Raw genomic sequence first — 20,639 nt, forward strand, 5'->3', positions numbered from 1 at the left:
TAGACTTTGAGTCTATATTTCGCCTGCGGGACACGGCACGTCGCGCGGCGCCGGCCGCCTGCATCGAATCCCGATCCGGCGCCTGTCCGACGGCGTCGTGCGACCGATCTTCCTCGCCTCAATCCGGAACAGAAGGACCGTCATGAACTGGAAGCTTTCCCTTTGCGCCGCTGCGGCGCTCGCGTGCGCGGCCGTTACGGCCCATGCGGAACAGACCACGCTGCGCTTCGGCATCGAAGCCGCCTATCCGCCGTTCGAGAGCAAGACGCCGGCCGGCCAGCTGCAGGGTTTCGACGTCGACGTCGGCAACGCGGTGTGCGCGAAGCTGAACATGAAATGCGTGTGGGTCGAGAATGCGTTCGACGGGCTGATCCCGGCACTGCAGGCGCGCAAGTTCGACGCGATCAATTCGGCGATGAACATCACCGCGAAGCGCAAGCAGAGCATCGACTTCACGCCGGCGATCTACGTGGTGCCGATCGTGATGGTCGCGAAGCACGGCTCGCCGCTGCGGCCCGACGTCGCGAGCCTGCGCGGCAAGCATGTCGGCGTGCTGCAGGGTTCGTCGCAGGAGGATTTCCTGAAGGCGCACTGGGCCAATGCGGGCGTGGCCGTCGTGTCGTACCAGGATCAGGACCAGATCTATGCCGACCTCGTCGCGGGGCGGCTCGACGCGGCCGTGCAGGAAGCGCAGACCGCGCAGGAGGGGTTCCTCGACAAGCCGGCCGGCCGCGACTACCAGATCGTCGGCGATGCACTGAAGGATCCGGCGACGCTCGGCGAAGGCACGGGCTTCGGGATGCGCAAGAACGACAAGGCGCTGCAGGCGAAGATCGTCGGCGCGCTCGACGCGCTGAAGAAGGACGGCACGCTGAGCGCGCTGTCGCAGAAGTACTTCAAGCGCGACATCATCGCGAAGTAAGCACCGCCGCGCGCGGGCCGTGATGCCGGCGCGCGGCGCATCGAATCTCGACGCAGGACGGGGAACCATGGATTTCGACGTCATCGTTCTGGGGGCCGGCATCGTCGGCGTGTCGTCGGCGCTGCACCTGCAGGATCGCGGGCTGCGCGTCGCGCTCGTCGACCGGCGCGCGCCCGGCGAGGAAACGAGCCACGGCAATGCCGGGCTGATCGAGCGCTCGTCGGTCGTGCCGTACGCGTTTCCGCGCCGGCTCGGCACGCTGCTGCGCTATGCGCGCAACCGCTCGGTCGATCTGTACTGGGACTACCGCGCGCTGCCCGCGTATGCGGGCTGGCTCGCGCGGTTCTGGCGCGAATCGTCGCCGCAGCGGCTCGCGGCCGCCGCACGCGACCTGCTGCCGCTCGTCGCGGCGAGCGTCGTCGAGCACGACGCGCTGCTCGCGCGTACCGACGCGCAGCCGCTGGTGCACGACGGCGGGTGGATCGAGGCGTTTCGTTCGCCCGCGCTGTTCGACGCGGAAGCGCGCACGCAGCAGCGTGTGGCGGACGCGCACGGGCTGCGAATGGCCGTGCTCGACGCGCGCGCGCTGCGCGATCGCGAGCCCGGCATCAGCGACGCATTCTGCGGCGCCTTCCACTGGCAGGACCCGAAGACCGTGTCGAGCCCCGGCGGGCTGACCAAGGCCTACGCGCGGCTGTTCGAGCGCGACGGCGGCACGTTCGCGCTCGGCGATGCAAAGACGCTCGTGCAGGTGGATGGCGGCTGGCAGGTCGGGTCCGAACACGGGCCGATTTCGGCACGTTCGGCCGTGGTCGCGCTCGGGCCGTGGTCCGATCACGTGTTCGCGCCGCTCGGCTACCGCATTCCGCTGCGCGCGAAGCGCGGTTATCACATGCATTACCGGCCGACGCGCACGCCGCTGACCGTGCCCGTGTGCGATACCGAGGAGGGCTTCGTCGTCGCGCCGATGGAGGGCGGGCGCCTGCGGCTCACGACGGGCGTCGAGATCGCGCTGCGCGGTGCGCCGCCGACCGGCGTTCAGCTTGCGCGCGCCGAACCGCTGGCGCGCGACGCGTTCGGCATCGGTGAGCGGCTCGATCCAGAGCCGTGGCTCGGGATGCGGCCGTGCACGCCGGACATGCGTCCGGTGATCGGGCCCGCGCCGCGCCATCGCCATCTGTGGTTCGCGTTCGGTCATTGCCACCATGGGCTCACGCTCGGCCCCGCGACCGGGCGCCTGCTCGCCGAAATGATGACGGGCGCGCCGACCTATATCGATCCCCATCCGTATCGGCCCGCGCGCTTCGGCTGACCGGCGGCGCGGCGGCGACTGCCGTCGTCGCGCGTCGCGTCATGCGCGCCGATCGCGAGGCGGCATTCACAGTATTTCATTCTGCTATCCGGGTAATCGAAAATCACGCGACGCGGAAATGATCTGCGTAATCGACAAGAAAGATAATCGCGGAATAAATAAAATCAGAAAATCCGCGATTTATCAATGCATTTTCATATTGATGAAATGCGTAATGGGAAGCCGGCCGTGACGGTATAGGGCACCATCGCGACCGGGTGTTCCGGCGTTACGCGGAATGTACCGGAACACGTTACTACGGGGCTCGCAAACGTTACGTTACATCCGCGCTTCGTCGGCCTTTTTTCATCTGACAATTGATGCCGGTCAACCCTTCGTGACCCGCGAATTTCGTCTGAAATCGATTAAAAAAGCGTTATTGACCGCCAATGCGCAGACGAATCAATCCGTTTTTTTGAATTGGCACGCTTCGTGCAAACCGTCCCCATGCTTTGTCAACGTAGTGCCAACCGAGATGGGGAAAATAACGATGGGACACAATCTTAAATTGACGGGTGTGGCGCTGTCGGTCGCGACGGTGTTCGGGGTACTGGCTTCGGGTTCCGCGGTCGCGGGCGTCCTCGATTCGCTGCCGATCCCGCAAGTGATCGTCAACCCGCCGACGAACAGCGTGTCGGTCGGGCTGGTCGCCACGGGCACGTCGCCGCTGGGTTCGGTCACCGTGGCGGCGGGCGGGTCGGGTGCGATCCAGACCTCGCTCGGCGATCCGGGACAAGTGCTGTCGGGTGCCGTGGGGGCGGTAACGGGCGCACTTGGTGGTGGCGGCGGCACGGTGCAGCCGCTCGCGCCGGTCCAGGGTGCATTGAACCAGGTGACGGGTGCGCTGAGTGGCGGCAACCCGGCAGGCGCGCTGACCGGTGCGCTGAATACGGCGACGGGGACGCTGAGCAATGCGGTTGGCACCGTAACGGGCGCATTGGGTAATGTCGGCGGTGGGTCGAACCCGCTGGCGCCGGTGCAGGGCGTGGTGAATCAGGTGACGGGGGCGCTTAGCGGCGGCAATCCGGCTGGTGCGCTGACCGGCGCGCTCGGCACGGTGACGGGTGCATTGGGCGGCATCGGCGGTGGGTCGAACCCGCTGGCGCCGGTGCAGGGCGTGGTGAATCAGGTGACGGGGGCGCTTGGCGGCGGCAATCCGGCTGGTGCGCTGACGGGCGCGCTGAACACTGCGACCGGTGCGCTGAGTAACGCGCTCGGCACTGCAACGGGCGCACTGGGCGGTATCGGTGGCGGCTCGAACCCGCTGGCTCCGGTGCAGGGCGTCGTGAACGGGCTCACGGGCTCGATCGGCGGCGGCGATCCGGCGGGCGCACTGACGGGTGTCGTCAACACGGTGACGGGTGCTCTGGGCAATCTCGGCAGCGGCTCGAACCCGTTGGCACCGGTACAAGGTGTCGTGAACGGTGTCGCGGGCGCCCTCGGTAGCGGCAATCCGGCTGGTGCTTTGACCGGCGCACTCGGCACGGTCACGGGTGCCCTGGGTGGCATCGGTGGCGGCTCGAATCCGCTGGCTCCGGTGCAAGGCGTCGTGAATCAAGTAACGGGCGCGCTGGGCGGCGGCAACCCGGCAGGTGCATTGACTGGCGCACTCGGCACGGTGACGGGTGCCCTGGGCGGCATCGGTGGCGGCTCGAATCCGCTGGCTCCGGTGCAAGGTGTAGTGAATCAAGTGACGGGCGCGCTCGGCGGCGGCAACCCGGCCGGCGCACTGACCGGCGCACTCGGCACGGTCACGGGTGCACTGGGCGGTATCGGTGGCGGCTCGAATCCGCTGGCTCCGGTGCAAGGTGTAGTGAATCAAGTGACGGGCGCGCTCGGCGGCGGCAACCCGGCCGGCGCACTGACCGGCGCACTCGGCACGGTCACGGGCGCCCTCGGCGGTATCGGCGGCGGTTCGAACCCGATCACCCCGATCCAGAACATCGTCAACCAGGTGACGGGTACGCTCGGCAGCGGTAACCCGGCCGGCGCGCTGAGCAACACGGTCAACACGATCACCGGCTCGCTCGGCAACCTCGGCGGCGCAGGGAGCCCGCTGGCGCCGGTGCAAGGCGTCGTTACGCAACTCGCAGGCACGCTCGGCAACGACAATCCGGCCGGCGCGCTGACGAACGCGCTGAACTCGGTGACGGGTGCGCTCAGCGGCGCAAATCCCCTGGCGCCGGTCCAAGGCGTCGTGAACCAGGTCGTCGGCACGCTGTCGGGTGCAGGCGGCGGCAGCCCGATCGCGCCGATCACGAACCTCGTCAACGGCCTGCAGAACGCGCTGCCGGGCGGCAATCCGGCCGGTGCGCTGACCGGCGCACTCGGTTCGGTAACGGGCGCTCTCGGCAATCTCGGCGGCTCGAACCCGCTGGCGCCGGTGCAAGGTGTCGTCAACCAGGTCGTCGGCACGCTCGGCGGCAGCAACCCGGCCGGTGCGCTGAGCAACGCGGTCAGCTCGGTGACGGGTGCCCTCGGCAACCTCGGCGGCACGAACCCGCTGGCGCCGGTGCAGGGTGTCGTCAACCAGGTCGTCGGCACGCTCGGCAGCGGCAATCCGGCCGGTGCACTGACGGGCGCGCTGAACTCGGTGACGGGCGCCCTCGGCAACCTCGGCGGCTCGAACCCGCTGGCGCCGGTGCAAGGCGTCGTGAACCAGGTCGTCGGCGCGCTGTCGGGTGCTGCGGGCAACAGCCCGATCGCGCCGATCACGAACCTCGTGAACGGCCTGACGGGCGGCGGCAACCCGGCCGGCGCACTGACCGGTGCACTCGGTTCGGTGACGGGCGCACTCGCGAACGGTCCGGCAGCCCTCGGCCAGGCGGCCGGTGCGCTGTCGGGCGCGGCCGGTTCGACGGCAGCGGCAGGCGGCAGCCTGCTCGGCTCGGGCGCGAACGCGGCCGGCGGCACGGCCGGTGCAGTCGGCTCGTTGCTGACGACGGGTGCCAACTCGACGACGACGGTCGTCAATGCGGTCGGCACGTCGGTGGGTACGGCGCTTGGCTCCGCGCCGGGCCTGTCGGTGACGCCGCATTCCGGCAACAGCTCGCCGAACAACCCGCTCGCACCGGTGACGTCGCTGCTCCAGTCGCTGACCGGCGCACTGCCGAAGTAACGGGCCGGACCCGCACGGCGGCGCCGCTCCGGCCGCCGTGCGCAACGGTCGCGCAATACGGGTCGCACCACGCGGCATGACAGCGATGTCATGCCGCGTTGTCTTTTCGGGTATCCCGCTGTCTTTCGTCGCATGAACGATCGCCGCCGGTCGTTGCGGCGCAGCATGGAATAACCGGTTCCAGCCGTCCGTTTACATACCGAGTTCCGGCACGGCCGGCCGGCGGGATAATGGTCGCAACGAAACCGATCGTCCCGTCCGGCGGCGCCGTGCCGCAAGGCCCTGCCAAGGAGAACGGGAATGAAACGGATGCTCTTTGCTGCCGCGCTGACCGCGGCGATCGTGCGGCCGGCGGCCGCGGAACCGCCTCAGGTCGGCGATGGGAAACTGGTCGACGAGGCGCACATGACGCTGTACGTGTTCGATCGCGATGCGCCCGGCAAGAGCGCGTGCGACAGTGCGTGCGCGGCCAACTGGCCGCCCGCGATCGCGGATGCGTACGACAAGGCATCGGGTGCACTGAGCCTCGTCGCGCGCGACGACGGCAAGAAGCAATGGGCATACCGCGGCCGCCCGCTGTACCGCTGGAAGATGGACCGCAAGGCCGGCGACGCGGGCGGCGACGGGATCGGCGGCATGTGGCACGTCGCGCGCCCGTGACCGTGCGGCGACGCTGACGCGCAAGGCTTCCTGATGAGCTACGAATCGGATCTGCTGGTGTGGCTGCCGCATCTCGCGCGCTATGCGCGTGCGCTGACGGGCGACCGCGCGTGGGCGGACGATCTCGTACAGGACACGCTCGAGCGTGCGCTGAACCGGCCGCCGCGCGATGGCGGCAACCTGCGCGCGTGGCTGCTGACGCTGTTGCGGCACCGTTTCATCGACCAGTTGCGCGCGCGGCATGAAATCGCGGTCGACGACGCGACCGCACCGTGGCAGACGATGGCCGCGCCGGCCGGCGAGATCGGCGGGCTGGTGCTGCGCGACGTGCAGCGCGCGCTGTACCGGCTGCCGGTCGAACAGCGCGAGGTGCTGCTGCTGGTCGCGCTTGAAGAGTTGAGCTATCGCGATGCCGCGCAGGTGCTCGGCGTACCGGTGGGTACTGTGATGTCGCGACTCGCGCGGGCGCGCGCGCAGATGCGCGCACTGCTGTCGGACGAGCCGTCGCCGCACGGCACGGCCACGTTACGGGTGATCGGGAAACCATGATGGACGATCCGCACAAGCTTTCGAACGAGCGGGACGACGATGCGTCGGCGCAACTGCTGTCCGCGTTGCTGGACGGCGAGCTGTCCGGGCATGAGCAGCGCGAGATGCTCGAGCGTCTGCAGTCCGATCCGGAGGAAGCCGAACGATTCGCGCATTACCGCGCGCAGCGCGACGCACTGAAAGCGTTGTTCCCGCTGCCGGGCGCGGCGCCCGCGCTGTTCGTGCAGCGTCGCGCGCCACGCCGTCGAGCATTCTCGTACGCATTCGCGGGGCTGGCGGCCGGGCTGCTGATCGGCGTGGCGCTGCATGCGGGCTGGCTGGCATTCGGCCGCGACCCGGCGTTCGCCGCGCGTGCCGATGTCGCGTATGCCGTGTACGCAGCCGATCGCGACCATCCGGTCGAGGTCGGCGCGGGCGATCCCGTGCATCTCGCCGCGTGGTTGTCGGCGCGCATCGGGCGCCCCGTGCGCGCCCCGTCGCTCGACGAATACGGTTACGTGCTGCTGGGTGGCCGGTTGCTCCCCGGCGACGGCGGGCCGGCCGCGCAGTTCATGTACCAGCGCGCGGACGGCGCCCGTGTGACGCTGTACATGACCGCCTACGATGCGCGGCATCTCGCCCCGCAGTCGATGTCGGCCGACGGCCGCTACACGTATTTCTGGTCGGATCGCGGCATGGGCTATGCGTTGTCCGGCCGCGGCGACGAACGGCGCCTGCGCGAGCTCGCGATCGAGGCGTGCGGCGCGCTCGGCGGCTCGACCGACGCGTGGAAGGGCTGACGCGCGACGCCGGCAGGGAGCAGGCGATGAAGACGATGACGACGAAGGTGCTCGTGCTGGCGGTGCTTGCTGCAGGCGCGACTCTCGCGCGGGCGGACGGCGAGGCGCCGGTGCGCGTGCCGGTCGACGCCGACGGCGTGCAGCGGGTCACCATCGTCGGCGGCAGTTATTTCTTCCGACCGAACCATGTGATCGTCCGTGCGCACGTACCGGTTGAGCTGACCGTGTCGGCCGAGCCCGGCGTCGTGCCGCACAGCTTCGAGATCGATGCGCCGCCGCAGGCCGGCATCGCGGTGCATACCGAGCTCGGCACGACGCCGAAGACGTTCCGTTTCACGCCGGCGCAGCCGGGCCGGTTCGCCTACTATTGCACGCATCGGCTGCTGTTTTTCAGGAGCCATCGCGAGCGCGGGATGGAAGGCGTGCTCGATGTCGAGGCGGCGCCGTGATCGCCGCGTTGCTGGCCGCGAGCCTGATAGGAGCGAGCATGACAGCCGACCCCGTGACCGTCGCCCAGGCGCATTTCGATCACGTCCACTCGTACCGCGCAACGATCCGCTCGTCGGCGCGCAGCGGCGAACACACCGAATTCCGCTACGCCTACCTGAAACCGGGCTTCGTCCGGATGGATTTCGTGTCGCCGCATCACGGCGCGGTGCTCGCGTACGACCCCGGCGACGGCAAGGTGCGGCTGCGCCCGTTCGGCGCGCATGCACCGCCCGCGCTGACGCTGTCGCCGTCCAATCCGCTCGTGCGCGACCGCAGCGGCCACCGGGTCGACCGGTCGGACGTCGGCGAACTGCTGCGCAATGTTCATGCGCTGCAGCAGGGCGGCGCGACGGTGACCGAGGGCGAGGAGGCCGTCGGCGGCCGGACCGCGCTGCGCGTATCGGTCACCGGCGCGCCGGCGCACATGGTCGACGGCGTGCATCGTTACCGGCTGTGGCTGGACGCCGAGGACGGCTTTCCGTTGAAGGTCGTCAGCTTCGCCGACGATGACGACGTGCCGCTCGAAACCGTGACGCTCGACGACGTGGAAATCGACGTCGCGTTTCCCGAGCGTTTCTTCACACCCTGACCGATGCACCGATCAGTTTTCCCGACGGACATGCCGGAGGCTGCATGGCGGAATACCGGTTCTCGACGACCTGGCGCGTGGACGCCCCGCTCGCGGCGGTCTGGGAGGCGATCTACCAGGTCGACCGCTGGCCCGACTGGTGGAAGGGCTCGGAGCGTACCGTCGAGATCGAGCATGGCGACGCGCGTGGCGTCGGTGCGCTGCACCGGTATACGTGGAAGGGTGCATTGCCGTACCGGCTGACCTTCGACATGCGCGTGCGGCGCGTCGAGTGGCCGCATGCGCTCGAAGGCCGCGCAAGCGGCGCGATCGAAGGTGACGGACGCTGGTCGTTCGCCGGCGACGGCGCGCGTACCGTCGTGCGCTACGACTGGCACATCCGCACGCAGGTGCGCTGGATGAACTGGCTCGAGCCGCTCGCGCGCCCGTTGTTCCGCTGGAATCACGACGTCGTGATGCGCGAAGGCGCGAAGGGGCTCGCGCGGTTGCTGGATGCGACCGTCGAGACGGATGGCCGGACCTTCCGGCCGCTGTCGGACGCGGACTGCGCCGATGCGTAGCGACGCGTGGAGACGCGCCGCTCAGCGCGCGTACGCCATCACCGCACCGTCCACCACCAGCGCGACGCGTTCGCCGAGAGCCGGGCACCGGTGTCCCGGCACGCGGATACGCACGAGCACGTCGCGATCGGCGTCGAGGCGCGCGAGCACGTCGGCATCCTGGCCCGCGAATTGCGCGGCTTCGACGCGCGCCGTATGACCGCGCGCCGCATCGACCTGCGTGACCGGCACGATGCCGATCTGCTCGGGACGCAGCATCGCGTCGGCCGGCCCGTCAGGCAGCGGCGCGACGAGCGGCAGCTCGCCGAGCGCACAGGCGATGCGCGCATCGCGCACGTGACCCGCAAGCAGTACGGCCTGCCCGACGAACGACGCGACGTCGCGCGTGACGGGCTGCCGGTACAGCGTCTGCGGCGCGGCCGTCTGCACGAGCCTGCCTTGCCACATCACCGCCACTTCGTCGCCGAGCGTCATCGCCTCGGGCTGGTCGTGCGTGACGAGCACCGATGTCGCGCCGGCCGCGGCGAGCGCGTCGGCGACCGCGCTGCGCGTTTCGTGGCGCAGCGACGTGTCGAGCGCGGAGAACGGTTCGTCGAGGATCACGAGCGACGGTTCGGGCGCGAGCGCACGCGCGAGTGCCACGCGCTGCTGCTGGCCGCCGGACAACTGCTGCGGCGCACGGCTCGCGTACGACGCGGGCAGCCCGACCATCTCGAGCAGTTCGTCGACACGGTGATGGCGCCGCCGCGCTGCTCGCGGCAGCCCGAACGCGATGTTGTCGGCCACCGACAGGTGCGGAAACAGCGCGCCTTCCTGCGGCACGTAGCCGATCCGGCGCCGTTCGGGCGGCAGATGCACGTCGGGTGCGGCCACGCGGCGCCCGTCGATCTCGACGGTGCCGCGCTCGGCGCGCTCGAAGCCGCACAGCACGCGCAGCAGCGTCGTCTTGCCGCTGCCGGACGGGCCGAGCAGCGCGAGGCGCGAGCCGCGCCGCACCGTGAGGTCGATGTCGTGCAGGACGGTATGCGATCCGAACGATTTGGACAGGCCGTGGATGCGTAGTTCGCTCATGGGCGGTTCCGGGAAAAAGGGCGGCGCTCAGTCGCGCACCGACGCGCGGCCGAGCAGCAGGAACAGCAGTCCCGAGGCACCGAGCGACAGCGCGACGAGCAGCGCCGCATACGGTGCCGCGGCCGCGAACGCGAGCGTTGCCGTATCGCTCCACACCTGCGTCGCGAGCGTGCGCGTGCCGATCGGCGACAGCAGTAGCGTCGTGTTGAGTTCCGTCACGACCGAGATGAACACCATCGTCGCGGCCGCGCCGAGGCCGGGCGCCGCAAGCGGCAGCACCACACGCGTGAGTGTCGCGCGCCAGCCGAGGCCGAGCGAGCGTGCGGTTTCCTCGAGCCGGACCTGCACGTGCGACAGCGCCGCGCGTACGCTGACGACCGCGAGCGGCAGGAACAGGATCGCGTACGCGGCGACGAGCGCCGGCGCGCTCTGGTAGAGCGGCTGCAGCAGCCGTACCGTGATCGATACGATCGCGAGCGCGACGACGATGCCCGGCACGCCCTGCACGGTCATCGCGGTGCGTTCGAGGAGTGTCGCGACGCGGCCCGGATGACGGACCAGCAGGAATGCGAGCGGCAGCGCGAGCAGTGTCGTGACGGCCGCCGCCGCGAGACCGTAGCCGCTTGAAGCGAGTGCGGTCTGCCACAGCAGTTCGGGCGACACGTCGGCCGGCGTGACGGCGGCGGCACCTTGCTGTGTGAGCCAATAGCCGATCATCGCGAGCGGCACGCCAAGCGTTGCGGCCGCGAGCGCGGTGAACGCGACGGCGACTGGGCCGCGCAGGGAGCCGAGCGGATAACGCATGGCGACGCGGCGTGCGGCGCGGTGCGTATGGCCGTAGCGCGCATGGCCGCGCGCGCGCGCTTCGATCGCGAGGCACAGCAGGCACAGCGCGATCAGCACGCAGCCAAGCAGCGACGCGCCGCCGCCGTCGAACGCGGTGCGGTATTCCGCATAGATCTCGGTCGTGAACGTGCGAAAGCGCAGTAACTGGAACGCGCCGAATTCGGACAGCACGCCGAGCGCGACGAGCAGCATCCCGCCGCACAGCGCAGGGCGCAACTGCGGCAGCACGACACGAAAGAACGTATGCCACGGCGAGCAGCCGAGCGTGCGCGCGCTTTCTTCGAGTGCGGGGTCGAGCTCGCGCAACGCGGCGGCCACCGGCAGGTAGACGAGCGGGAAGTACGCGGACGTCAGCACGATCAGCGCGCCGAGGAAATCCTGCAGATCGAGGCTCAGCGACACCCACGCATAGCTCGTGATGAACGGCGGCACCGCGAGCGGGGCGGCGGCGAGCGCGGTCCACAGCGGCCGCGCGGGCAGGTCGGTGCGCTCGATGAACCACGCGACCGCGGTGCCGAGCAGTGTGCACGCGAGCGTCGCGGCGAGCGTGATCGACAGCGTGTTGACGAGCAGTTCGCCGACGAGCGGACGCCACAGCAGCTCGATCGCATCGTCGACGCCGAAGGTGGCCGCGCGGTACAGCGTGAAGGCGAGCGGCAGCAGGATCGCGAGCGGCCCGCACGCGGCCGCCGCGACGAGCGCGCGCGACGGGCGCCGCCGCGTCGCGGTGCGCTCGCCGTCGCGCGCGGTGCGCGCCGTGCGGGACACGGCGTCGCTCACGGTCAGAGCAGGCCGGCCTGGCGCAGCAGCTTGCCGGCCTGGCTGTCGTCGCCGAGCTGTTCGAACGTCAGCGCAGGCGGGCTCAGTTCGCTGAACGGCTTCAGGATCGGATCGGGCGCGACGCCCGGGTGCAGCGGATACTCGAAGCTGATGTGGCCGTTCGCCATCAGCTTCTGCGCGCGCTCGCTGACGAGATACGCGACGAACTTCTGCGCGTCGGCCTGGTGCTTCGACGCCTTCATCACCGCGGCGCCCGACACGTTCACGGCTGCGCCGACGTCATGGTTGCCGAAGTGGTGGATCGCGCTCTTCGTCGACTTGTCGCCGAGCTCCGCGTGCAGGCGGTCCCAGTAGTAGTTGTTGATGATGCCGGTCAGCACGCCGCCGCGGTTGACGGCCGCGGTCACGCCTTCGTCGTCGTCGAAGATCTGCGCGTTGGCCTTCAGGCCCTTCAGCCATTGCAGCGTCGCGGCCTCGCCGTGCAGCGCGAGCACCGCGCTCACGAGCGGCAGGAAGTCCGCATCGCTCGGCGCGACGCCGACCTTGCCTTTCCATTCCGGCTTTGCGAGATCGAGCAGCGACGCGGGCAGTTGCTGCGGCTGGAGCTTCGCGGTGTTGTAGACGAGCACGTTCTCGCGCGCGAGCACGCCGACCCAGTTGCCGTCGGCCGGGTTGAAGCGCGCGGGCACCGCCTGCAGCGCGGCGCCGTCGGTCTTCGCGAGCAGGCCCTTGCGGTCGAGCAGCACGAGCTCCGGCGAGTTCTCGGTGAAGTACACGTCGGCCGGCGTGCGGTCGCCTTCCGCGACGATCTGCGCGGCGAGCGCGGGGCCTTCGCCCGAGCGCACCTTCACGGTGATGCCGCTCTGTGCTTCGAAGTCCTTGACGAGCTGGTTGACGACCTGCTCGTGCTGCGCGTTGTACAGCGTGAGCGTCGCGGCATGCGCGTGCGAGACGTGCAGCGCGCCGGTCAGCATGAGCGCGGCGGCAGCCGCGGAGATCAGGTGCCGCAGCGGGCGGCTAACGGGTGAAGTGTTCATGTCGTCGTCGTGAGTTTCATCCGGACGGGCCGGGAAAAAGGGGGGGGCGTTGCGTGTCGTTGCGTTGTCGTGCCGTTACGCTTCGAACAGCGCGGCGCCGATGTACGAACCGGGTTGCGCGCCCGGCGGACACGCGAAGATCGCGCTGCCGACGTGCGTGGTGAACTGGTTCATGATGTCCAGCTTCGCGAGCTTCTCGTTGATAGGAATGAAGCCACGGCGCGGGTCGCGCTGGTGCGCGACGAACATCAGCCCCGCGTCGTACTCGGTCTGCTGGCGCCACGGCGGCCAGCGCTCGATGTAGAAGTTCGCGCTGTCGTTGTACGAGTACGCGCGTCGCAGGATCTGCGCGCCGTTGTTCACCTGCGGCGAGGCGAGACGCGCATGCGCGTTGTCAGGGATCACCGAATTGCCGTCCTTGTCGACCGCGTCGAGGTCGAGCGCCTCGAACTCCTGCTTGCCGCCGATCGGCGCGCCGCTGTACTTCTTGCGGCCGAACACCTGCTCCTGGAAACCGAGCTCGGTGTTGTCCCAGTGTTCGAGCGTGATGCGGATGCGGCGCACGACCGTGTAGGTGCCGCCGTTCATCCATGCCGGGCCTTCGTTGCCGGCCCACACGAATTCGTTCATCGCGGCCGGATCGTCGCGCGACGGGTTCATCGTGCCGTCCTTGAAGCCCATCAGGTTGCGCGGCGTCTCGCCCGGCTTGCCGGACGTGAAGCCGGCCTGGCCCCAGCGCATCTGCACGGCGTTGCCGCCGAGGCGCACGAGCTGACGCACCGCGTGGAACGCGACCTGCGCGTCGTTCGCGCACGCCTGGATGAACAGGTCGCCGCCGGTCTTCTCCGGAATCAGCTGGTCGCCGTTGAAGCGCGGCAGGTCGACGAGTGCGGCGGGGCGCTGCTTCGCGAGGCCGTAGCGGTCTTTGCCCGCAACCGCGAACAGGCCGGGCCCGAAGCCGAACGTGATCGTCAGCCGCGACGCGCCGATGCCGAGCGCGTCGCCCGAATCGGCCGGCGCGGTGTCGTCACCACCGGTCGTCGGCAATGGCTGCGCGGTGTCGCCGCGCGTGAGGCGCGCGGCCGCGTCGGTCCAGGTCTTCAGCAGCGCGATCACGTCCGCGCGTTTGGTCGTGGCGAGGTCGAGCGCCGCGAAATACGCGTTGCGCTGCTGCGGCGTCGTGATGCCGCCCTGGTGCTTGCCGTAGAACGGCTCGATGTCGTCGTCGTGTGCGTGCGCGCCCGGTGCGGCCGCGGGCGCCACATCGGCCGCGCGGGCGGCCGGCATCGTGCCCGTCGCGAGGCCCGCGGCCACCGCGGCGCCGCCGGCCTTCAGAAAGCCGCGGCGCGCGGGGCGCGACGGCGGGTTCAGATCGTCTGCCATGGTCGGCTCCGTTACTTCGCGAGCATCAGCGTGTTGACGTCGTCCTGGACGTAATAGAAGCCGTCGCCGGCCGGCGTCATCGCGATCCCGAACAGGTCGCCGTTGCCGGGCGGCGATTGCGCCTTGTCGGTGTCGATCCAGCGCGCATAGAGCTGCTTGCCGGCGACCGGATCGATCTCGACGACCTGGCCGTTCAGCGCGTTGGTCGCGAGCAGATGGCCGTTCGGCGCGGTCGCGAGCGCGAGCGGGCGGCGCAGGAAGCCGTCGGCCGTGACCTGGCGGCCGACGCCCGCGCTCGTGTCGCGCGTGAGCGGATCGTCGATCTCGACGACGCGGTTGCCGATCGCATCCGATACGTACAGCTTCTTCTGGTCGCCCGACAGCGCGAGGCCGGTCGGGCCGACCAGGAACACGCCCTTGTCGGCCTGCGCGCCGAGGCCGCTCGCGACGACCGTTTCCTGCTTGATGACGGGCGGCTTGCCGGCCGGCACGTCGAGGTCGAGACGCAGCACGGTCGCCTGCTTGTAGACGGGCGGATTGCCGTCCGCGCCGCCGACACCGAAGCCGGCCATGCTGACGAACAGCGTCGCGCTGTCGCCGCGGTCGACCACGGCCATGTTGCCCCACGGGTCGTTGATGTTCGCGCTCGACCACGTCGATGCGATCTTGCCTTGCGGATCGAGCACGATCAGGCAGCCGGCGCCCTTGGTCGACGTCGTGCCGTCGTTGCTCGGCGTGCTGCCGACGATCACCCAGCCCGACTTCAGCATCGTCATCGCGGTCGACAGGCCGACACCGCCCGGGCACGCCTTCAGGTCGCGCGGGATCGTCGCGAACAGGCTCATCTGCTTGGTCGACGGCCGGTAGTTGACGATCGTGCTGCCGGTGCCCTGCAGGTTCGCCGCGTTGTTGAAATTGTCGACGAGCACGTCGCCTGCCTGGATCGCGCCGGCCGACACCGGCGCGACCGCGATCGCGTACGGGTTCTGGTCGCCGTTGTCGGGCACCGTGTTGACGAGCAGCGTATGGCGATGCAGCGTCTCGAGGAAGCCTTGCGGCTCGGCGAACGCGCCGGCGGCGGCCGTCAGCGCGGCGGCGGCCAGCGCGCCCGTCGCGAGGCGGCGAAGCGGGGCGGATTGAATCATCGGGATCTCCTGGGGAGCGCGCCGCGCCGGCGGCGCGCGAAAACGGGTGGCGTGGGCGGGTAGCGCGTGCGCGGTGCTCAGAACGTGATCGTCGTGCGCGCGCCGAGCACGAACGTGTTGCGCAGCGGCTGGGTTGCATCGCTCGGGTTCTGGCCTGCGCCGGCGTTGAACGTGTACTGCGCATCGGCCGCGATGACCCACCACGGGTTGATCTGGTACTGGTAGGTCGCCTCGACGGTCGTCTCGCGGGTGCGTACGCCGTACGGGCCGGCCGCGAACGTCCGCGCGGCCTGGTCGAGGTCGGTCACGTGGCTGCCGACCTGGATGTACGTGACGGCGAGGCCGACGCTGTCGTTGTCGCGGCCTTCGAACGGCGCCTTCAGCACGATGCCCGCGTTGGCCGCGAAGCTCACGAGGTTGCGGTCGCCCGGCGCGCCCATCACGCGTGCGAACACGCCGAGGCTCCTCGGGCCGGTCGGGTCGGGGCGCCAGATCATCTGGTCGGCCACCGCGTAGAAGCTGTAGTCGCCGTGATGCTGCTGCGCGTTGCCATTCGACGCCGGATCGGCGAGCGACAGCCCGTCGGTGCCGGTGCTCTGGTCCGCGAAGCGGCCGTTGTGATACCAGACGCCGATCTTGTAGGTGCCCGGCAGCCCGTTCGAGTGCCCGGTATCCATTTCGCCGTCGGACGGCTGGTTCAGCGCGTATTGCAGCTCGCCGATATAGAGCGTGCCGTTGTGCAGGTTGAAGTTCGTGCCGCTCAGGTTGCTCGGGTTGTTGCCGAGCGGATCGCCGTCGAGCACGCCCGCGAGCGCGGTGAGCTTCGGCGTGATCTGCGCCCGTACGCGCACGCCGAGGCCGGCGAGCGGATAGGCGGGGCCGCCGTTCGGCAGATCGTACGACGGCAGCGCGGGCCAGCCGAACATCGTGTTGACGAACGTGTTCGCATACGTGCTGACCATGAATTCCTGGTCCAGGCTCTGCTGGCCGATCTTCACGTCGACGCGCTTGTCGAGGAACGACTGCTGGTACCAGAGCTCCCACAGACGCGTCGTGTCCTGCGCCTCGATGCCGCTCGCGGTGTTGAGCGTGCCGAGGTTGCGCGCGCTCAGGTTGGTGCCGTGGATCTGCAGCGCGCTGACGTTGAACGTGCCGCCGGCCAAGCCGATCGCCTTCTGCGTGTCGACCGTCAACGTGGCCGTCGTCAGTCCGTCGTAGGCGCCGCCGCGGTTCAGGCCGCCGCGCAGGTTCGCGAGGTATTCGCTGGTTTCGGTGATCTGCAGCGTCGCGCCGTACTTGCCGAGCCACGGGCGGATGCCGCCCATGTCGCCGAGCAGGCTCTGGCGCGTCCAGATGCCGGTCCACATGTCGGTCGGCTTCGCCTGGATCGTGAGGTCGGCCTCGGGCGCTTCGGGCTGCGCGTCGACCGGCGTGGCGGCGAACGCAGCGCCGCTCGCGAACGACGCGCATGCGAGGACGGCCGCACAGGCGGCGGGGCGCATCCGGGCGCGGACGCGGTCTCCATGGAACGACGCAACCTTCATATCAAATCCCTGGTTCTAATTGGTTTGGAGTCCTGCTTGTCGGTCGCTGTCCCGACGCTCGGCACCGATCGGCCAGGGCATGAAGAAGAGCGCAACGCGGCGCATCGTAGGAGTCTCGAATGGGAATGTCAATGTAAACGAGAATGATTCGCATCTAAATTACTGAATGTAATGGGAGGGCTTACGGACGGGGCCCGGCGGGTGTTTTCATGGAATAAAAACGTAAATATCTGTGTAATGAAAATGAATGATTCGACGCGGAGCGATGGGTCGCCGGGCAGGGTGAGCGGCCGCGCTGCGGCGGACGGAATCGGCGCCTGCGCGGGCTTTTCGACGCGATGTCGCCGGTTGCAGGAACTCCGTGCTTACCCGGTGTCCAAACGGGGCTGGATGCGATTCGCAGGTCGCGCGGGCCTGCCTGTCAGGCCGGGCGGCGTGGGTCAGGGTTTTGTTTTGAAAGGGTTTTTTGTGATTTTCGGGTGTTTTTCCTGCTGCCGGGCCACGTTGAAAATTCGTCCGGCTCCCCTTCTTGAATTTGTCAAAACCCGTCCATATAATTAGCACTCGCTGCACGAGAGTGCTAACAATTCTCTGCCGGGCGATCCGCCGGGCAGATTCCCTAAGCGTTCTTCAATCTCAGTCAAGAGAGGAGTGAATATGAACCTTCGTCCTTTGCACGATCGCGTGATCGTCAAGCGCCTGGATCAGGAAACCAAGACCGCCTCGGGCATCGTGATCCCCGAAGCCGCTGCTGAAAAGCCGGATCAAGGCGAGATCCTCGCGGTCGGCCCGGGCAAGCGTGACGACAAGGGTGCACCGATCGCGCTCGACGTGAAGGTCGGCGATCGCGTCCTGTTCGGCAAGTACGCAGGCCAGACCGTCAAGGTCGACGGCCAGGAACTGCTGGTCATGCGCGAAGAAGACATCATGGCCGTGGTCAACGCTAACTAAGCGTCCACCGACGGTACATATTCCCAAGAATTCAAGGAGTTAGAAGATGGCAGCTAAAGACGTCGTATTCGGCGATTCCGCCCGTTCGAAGATGGTCGAAGGCGTGAACATTCTCGCCAACGCAGTCAAGGTCACGCTGGGTCCGAAGGGCCGCAACGTGGTGCTCGAGCGCAGCTTCGGCGGCCCGACGGTCACCAAGGACGGTGTGTCGGTCGCGAAGGAAATCGAGCTGAAGGACAAGCTCCAGAACATGGGCGCGCAAATGGTCAAGGAAGTTGCTTCCAAGACCAGCGACAACGCAGGCGACGGCACGACGACGGCAACCGTCCTCGCGCAATCGATCGTTCGCGAAGGCATGAAGTACGTCGCATCGGGCATGAACCCGATGGACCTGAAGCGCGGCATCGACAAGGCAGTCGCAGCGGCTGTCGAAGAGCTGAAGAAGATCAGCAAGCCGTGCACGACGAACAAGGAAATCGCACAGGTCGGCTCGATCTCGGCGAACAGCGACACGTCGATCGGCGATCGCATCGCTGAAGCGATGGACAAGGTCGGCAAGGAAGGCGTCATCACCGTCGAAGACGGCAAGTCGCTGGCCGACGAACTCGACGTCGTCGAAGGCATGCAATTCGACCGCGGCTACCTGTCGCCGTACTTCATCAACAACCCGGAAAAGCAAGTCGCCGTCCTCGACAACCCGTTCGTGCTGCTGCACGACAAGAAGGTGTCGAACATCCGTGATCTGCTGCCGGTACTCGAGCAAGTCGCGAAGGCTGGCCGTCCGCTGCTGATCATCGCTGAAGACATCGAAGGCGAAGCGCTCGCAACGCTGGTCGTGAACAACATCCGCGGCATCCTGAAGACCGTTGCGGTCAAGGCGCCTGGCTTCGGCGATCGTCGCAAGGCGATGCTGGAAGACATCGCGATCCTGACGGGCGGCCAAGTGATCGCCGAAGAAACCGGCCTGACGCTCGAGAAGGCAACGCTGGCAGAACTGGGCCAGGCGAAGCGCATCGAAGTGGGCAAGGAAAACACGACGATCATCGACGGCGCAGGCGAAGCCGTGAACATCGAAGCACGCGTGAAGCAAGTGCGCGCGCAAATCGAAGAAGCGACGTCGGACTACGACCGTGAAAAGCTGCAAGAGCGCGTGGCCAAGCTGGCCGGCGGTGTTGCAGTGATCAAGGTCGGCGCAGCGACCGAAGTCGAAATGAAGGAAAAGAAGGCACGTGTCGAAGACGCACTGCACGCAACGCGCGCAGCTGTTGAAGAAGGCATCGTGGCAGGTGGCGGCGTTGCGCTGATCCGCGCTCGCACCGCGATCGCAGGCCTGACCGGCGCGAACGCCGACCAGAACGCCGGCATCAAGATCGTGCTGCGCGCAATGGAAGAGCCGCTGCGCCAGATCGTCACGAACGGCGGCGAAGAAGCCAGCGTCGTGGTGGCAGCAGTTGCTGCAGGTACGGGCAACTACGGCTACAACGCAGCAACGGGCGAGTACGTCGACATGGTTGAGGCCGGCGTCGTCGACCCGACCAAGGTCACGCGTACCGCACTGCAGAACGCAGCTTCGGTTGCAGGCCTGCTGCTGACGACGGACGCAGCTGTCGCAGAACTGCCGAAGGAAGACGCACCGATGCCGGGCGGCATGCCGGGCGGCATGGGCGGCATGGGCATGGACATGTAATCGACTTCGGTCGATGGTGTCCGGAGCGCGCAGCGATGCGCGTTCCAGCCAAAAGAAAAGACCCGCAGCGATGCGGGTCTTTTTTTATGCGTGCGCGATCGGAATCAGAAGCCCGGCAGGTAGCACGAAGCGTCGTCGTCTTCATCGTGAAGACCGTAACTGCACGCGAATGGATCGTGCCAGCCGTTGTGGCGGCCGTTGTAGAGATAGGCCGTAGCGCCGTTCGATGCCCACGTCAGTGACGCGGTGCCGCTGGAATAAACGCGCCACCTCGCCGAACTGCCGTCCGGGAACGATACGGTGCCGCTCGAATTGCAGGGCGAGTAGTAATCTTCGGCAACAAACTTGCCGTCAATCGGCGCCGCTCTGGAAAAGAATCGCTTCAACTGGTCGACGGTTGGCGTGAAGTGCCTGCATGCGTCCCTGGTCAGTGGATCGTCCGGGGCTGACGTCTGGCCGGATTGCTCGACTATCACGGTGCTTACCCCTCGGGCCTGGCTGATCGCGATCGGGGCGCACAACGCAACGGCGAAGACACATCTCGCTAGACCCATGGCGTCACTCCCACCGTGCGGTACTTGCTTCGGTCGCGTTCTTGCGCCCGACTTCCGGGTGCCGATAGACCTCTCTCATCTCGACTTTCAGCGTCTCGGACAATTCACGAACCAGCCATTTGAGCGATGCATTTTGTTCGGTCGTGACGCTTTCGTAGACAGGTTCTGCGGTTTTTTCGTCTGGATAGTGCATGCCGACAAGCTCGATTCCGATTGCGTCCGAGTTGGATGGATAGCGGTCCGGAAACGCTTTACGGGATTCGTGGCGATGGGATGCGGCGGGGCCGGTCTGATACGCGCGCCTTGCCGCCCTGAGGTCCGCAGCAGAGCACTTGAGGGTGGTGATGCAACGTGACTGCAATTTGCCGACGTGATTGGTGATCCTGTTCAGGGAGGCGGTTTGATAGATCGTTCCATCCTTGTCGATCAGGAAATGGGCGCCGTTTGGTACATGTGCGGTGTTGCAGTAGCTATTGAAGGTACTCGACGCGGTGGCACCTCCAGTTTGATGGACGACGATTCCATTCACGTGTTCCATCGGCCCTCGTTCGATGGATGAATATATTTTGAGAATCACGCGTTCGGCATCGACATGGCCTTGCTTCGAAATGAAAAGCATGACTA

At 67.8% G+C, this 20,639-nt stretch carries 19 protein-coding genes; 11 read left to right on the forward strand and 8 right to left on the reverse strand.

From position 1 onward, the window contains the following. Positions 1-142 precede the first annotated feature (142 nt). From KEC55_RS03980 to KEC55_RS04020, 9 genes are all read left to right on the forward strand, one after another. Positions 143-922 carry an ABC transporter substrate-binding protein gene (locus KEC55_RS03980; protein ID WP_282506833.1) on the forward strand — a complete coding sequence of 260 codons (780 nt, stop codon included), beginning with the start codon at positions 143-145 and terminating at the stop codon, positions 920-922. 67 nt (positions 923-989) lie between these two features. Further along, positions 990-2,234 (forward strand): NAD(P)/FAD-dependent oxidoreductase, encoded by a 1,245-nt coding sequence (locus tag KEC55_RS03985; protein WP_282506834.1) that lies wholly within the window; start codon positions 990-992, stop codon positions 2,232-2,234. 529 nt (positions 2,235-2,763) lie between these two features. Next, positions 2,764-5,391, forward strand: coding sequence for a beta strand repeat-containing protein (locus tag KEC55_RS03990; protein ID WP_282506835.1), 2,628 nt, complete (start codon positions 2,764-2,766; stop codon positions 5,389-5,391). Between the two features lie 300 nt (positions 5,392-5,691). Continuing rightward, positions 5,692-6,051, forward strand: a complete 360-nt coding sequence (locus tag KEC55_RS03995; protein WP_176049435.1) for a COG4315 family predicted lipoprotein — start codon at positions 5,692-5,694, stop codon at positions 6,049-6,051. A gap of 33 nt (positions 6,052-6,084) precedes the next feature. After that, positions 6,085-6,600 carry a sigma-70 family RNA polymerase sigma factor gene (locus KEC55_RS04000; RefSeq protein ID WP_282506837.1) on the forward strand — a complete coding sequence of 172 codons (516 nt, stop codon included), beginning with the start codon at positions 6,085-6,087 and terminating at the stop codon, positions 6,598-6,600. Then, complete coding sequence (locus KEC55_RS04005; RefSeq protein WP_282506838.1) at positions 6,597-7,379, forward strand: anti-sigma factor family protein; 783 nt, start codon at positions 6,597-6,599, stop codon at positions 7,377-7,379. Before KEC55_RS04000 ends, KEC55_RS04005 begins: the two co-directional genes overlap by 4 nt. 26 nt (positions 7,380-7,405) lie before the next feature. Further along, complete coding sequence (locus tag KEC55_RS04010) at positions 7,406-7,828, forward strand: quinol oxidase (RefSeq protein ID WP_282506839.1); 423 nt, start codon at positions 7,406-7,408, stop codon at positions 7,826-7,828. Further along, positions 7,825-8,457, forward strand: coding sequence for a LolA family protein (locus KEC55_RS04015; protein ID WP_282506840.1), 633 nt, complete (start codon positions 7,825-7,827; stop codon positions 8,455-8,457). Before KEC55_RS04010 ends, KEC55_RS04015 begins: the two co-directional genes overlap by 4 nt. 44 nt (positions 8,458-8,501) lie before the next feature. Further along, on the forward strand, positions 8,502-9,017 hold the full coding sequence (locus tag KEC55_RS04020) for an SRPBCC family protein (protein WP_282506841.1): 516 nt from the start codon (positions 8,502-8,504) through the stop codon (positions 9,015-9,017). A gap of 21 nt (positions 9,018-9,038) precedes the next feature. Here KEC55_RS04020 and KEC55_RS04025 read toward each other — a convergent pair whose 3' ends face one another. The 6 genes from KEC55_RS04025 to KEC55_RS04050 all read right to left on the reverse strand — a co-directional run bounded on the left by KEC55_RS04025 (position 9,039) and on the right by KEC55_RS04050 (position 16,823). Beyond that, entirely contained in the window at positions 9,039-10,088 is a 1,050-nt protein-coding gene (locus KEC55_RS04025) for an ABC transporter ATP-binding protein (protein ID WP_282506842.1), read from the reverse strand. A 27-nt stretch (positions 10,089-10,115) separates the two neighbouring features. After that, positions 10,116-11,714, reverse strand: a complete 1,599-nt coding sequence (locus tag KEC55_RS04030; protein WP_432626121.1) for an ABC transporter permease — start codon at positions 11,712-11,714, stop codon at positions 10,116-10,118. A 2-nt stretch (positions 11,715-11,716) separates the two neighbouring features. Beyond that, positions 11,717-12,751 (reverse strand): iron ABC transporter substrate-binding protein, encoded by a 1,035-nt coding sequence (locus tag KEC55_RS04035; protein ID WP_282506844.1) that lies wholly within the window; start codon positions 12,749-12,751, stop codon positions 11,717-11,719. A gap of 75 nt (positions 12,752-12,826) precedes the next feature. Beyond that, on the reverse strand, positions 12,827-14,134 hold the full coding sequence (efeB, locus tag KEC55_RS04040) for an iron uptake transporter deferrochelatase/peroxidase subunit (protein WP_282506845.1): 1,308 nt from the start codon (positions 14,132-14,134) through the stop codon (positions 12,827-12,829). 11 nt (positions 14,135-14,145) lie between these two features. After that, the gene (locus KEC55_RS04045) at positions 14,146-15,279 is read right to left on the reverse strand and encodes a hypothetical protein (protein ID WP_176049425.1); all 1,134 of its coding nucleotides are present in this window, start codon (positions 15,277-15,279) and stop codon (positions 14,146-14,148) included. Between the two features lie 77 nt (positions 15,280-15,356). Beyond that, positions 15,357-16,823: a carbohydrate porin gene (locus KEC55_RS04050; protein WP_282506846.1), complete on the reverse strand. Its 1,467-nt coding sequence runs from the start codon at positions 16,821-16,823 to the stop codon at positions 15,357-15,359. A gap of 657 nt (positions 16,824-17,480) precedes the next feature. Between KEC55_RS04050 and KEC55_RS04055 the strand changes: the two genes are divergently transcribed. Next, entirely contained in the window at positions 17,481-17,774 is a 294-nt protein-coding gene (locus KEC55_RS04055) for a co-chaperone GroES (RefSeq protein ID WP_026044985.1), read from the forward strand. 46 nt (positions 17,775-17,820) lie between these two features. Further along, positions 17,821-19,461 (forward strand): chaperonin GroEL, encoded by a 1,641-nt coding sequence (gene groL / locus KEC55_RS04060; RefSeq protein WP_043181578.1) that lies wholly within the window; start codon positions 17,821-17,823, stop codon positions 19,459-19,461. Between the two features lie 104 nt (positions 19,462-19,565). On the opposite strand, the gene KEC55_RS04065 is transcribed toward groL, so the two are convergent. Next, on the reverse strand, positions 19,566-20,015 hold the full coding sequence (locus KEC55_RS04065) for a hypothetical protein (protein ID WP_282506847.1): 450 nt from the start codon (positions 20,013-20,015) through the stop codon (positions 19,566-19,568). A 4-nt stretch (positions 20,016-20,019) separates the two neighbouring features. Continuing rightward, a complete protein-coding gene (locus KEC55_RS04070; protein ID WP_282506848.1) occupies positions 20,020-20,634 on the reverse strand; it encodes a peptidoglycan recognition protein family protein in 615 nt (204 codons plus the stop codon). Positions 20,635-20,639 lie beyond the last annotated feature (5 nt).

The organism is Burkholderia cepacia (assembly GCF_029962485.1).
GTDB lineage: Bacteria > Pseudomonadota > Gammaproteobacteria > Burkholderiales > Burkholderiaceae > Burkholderia.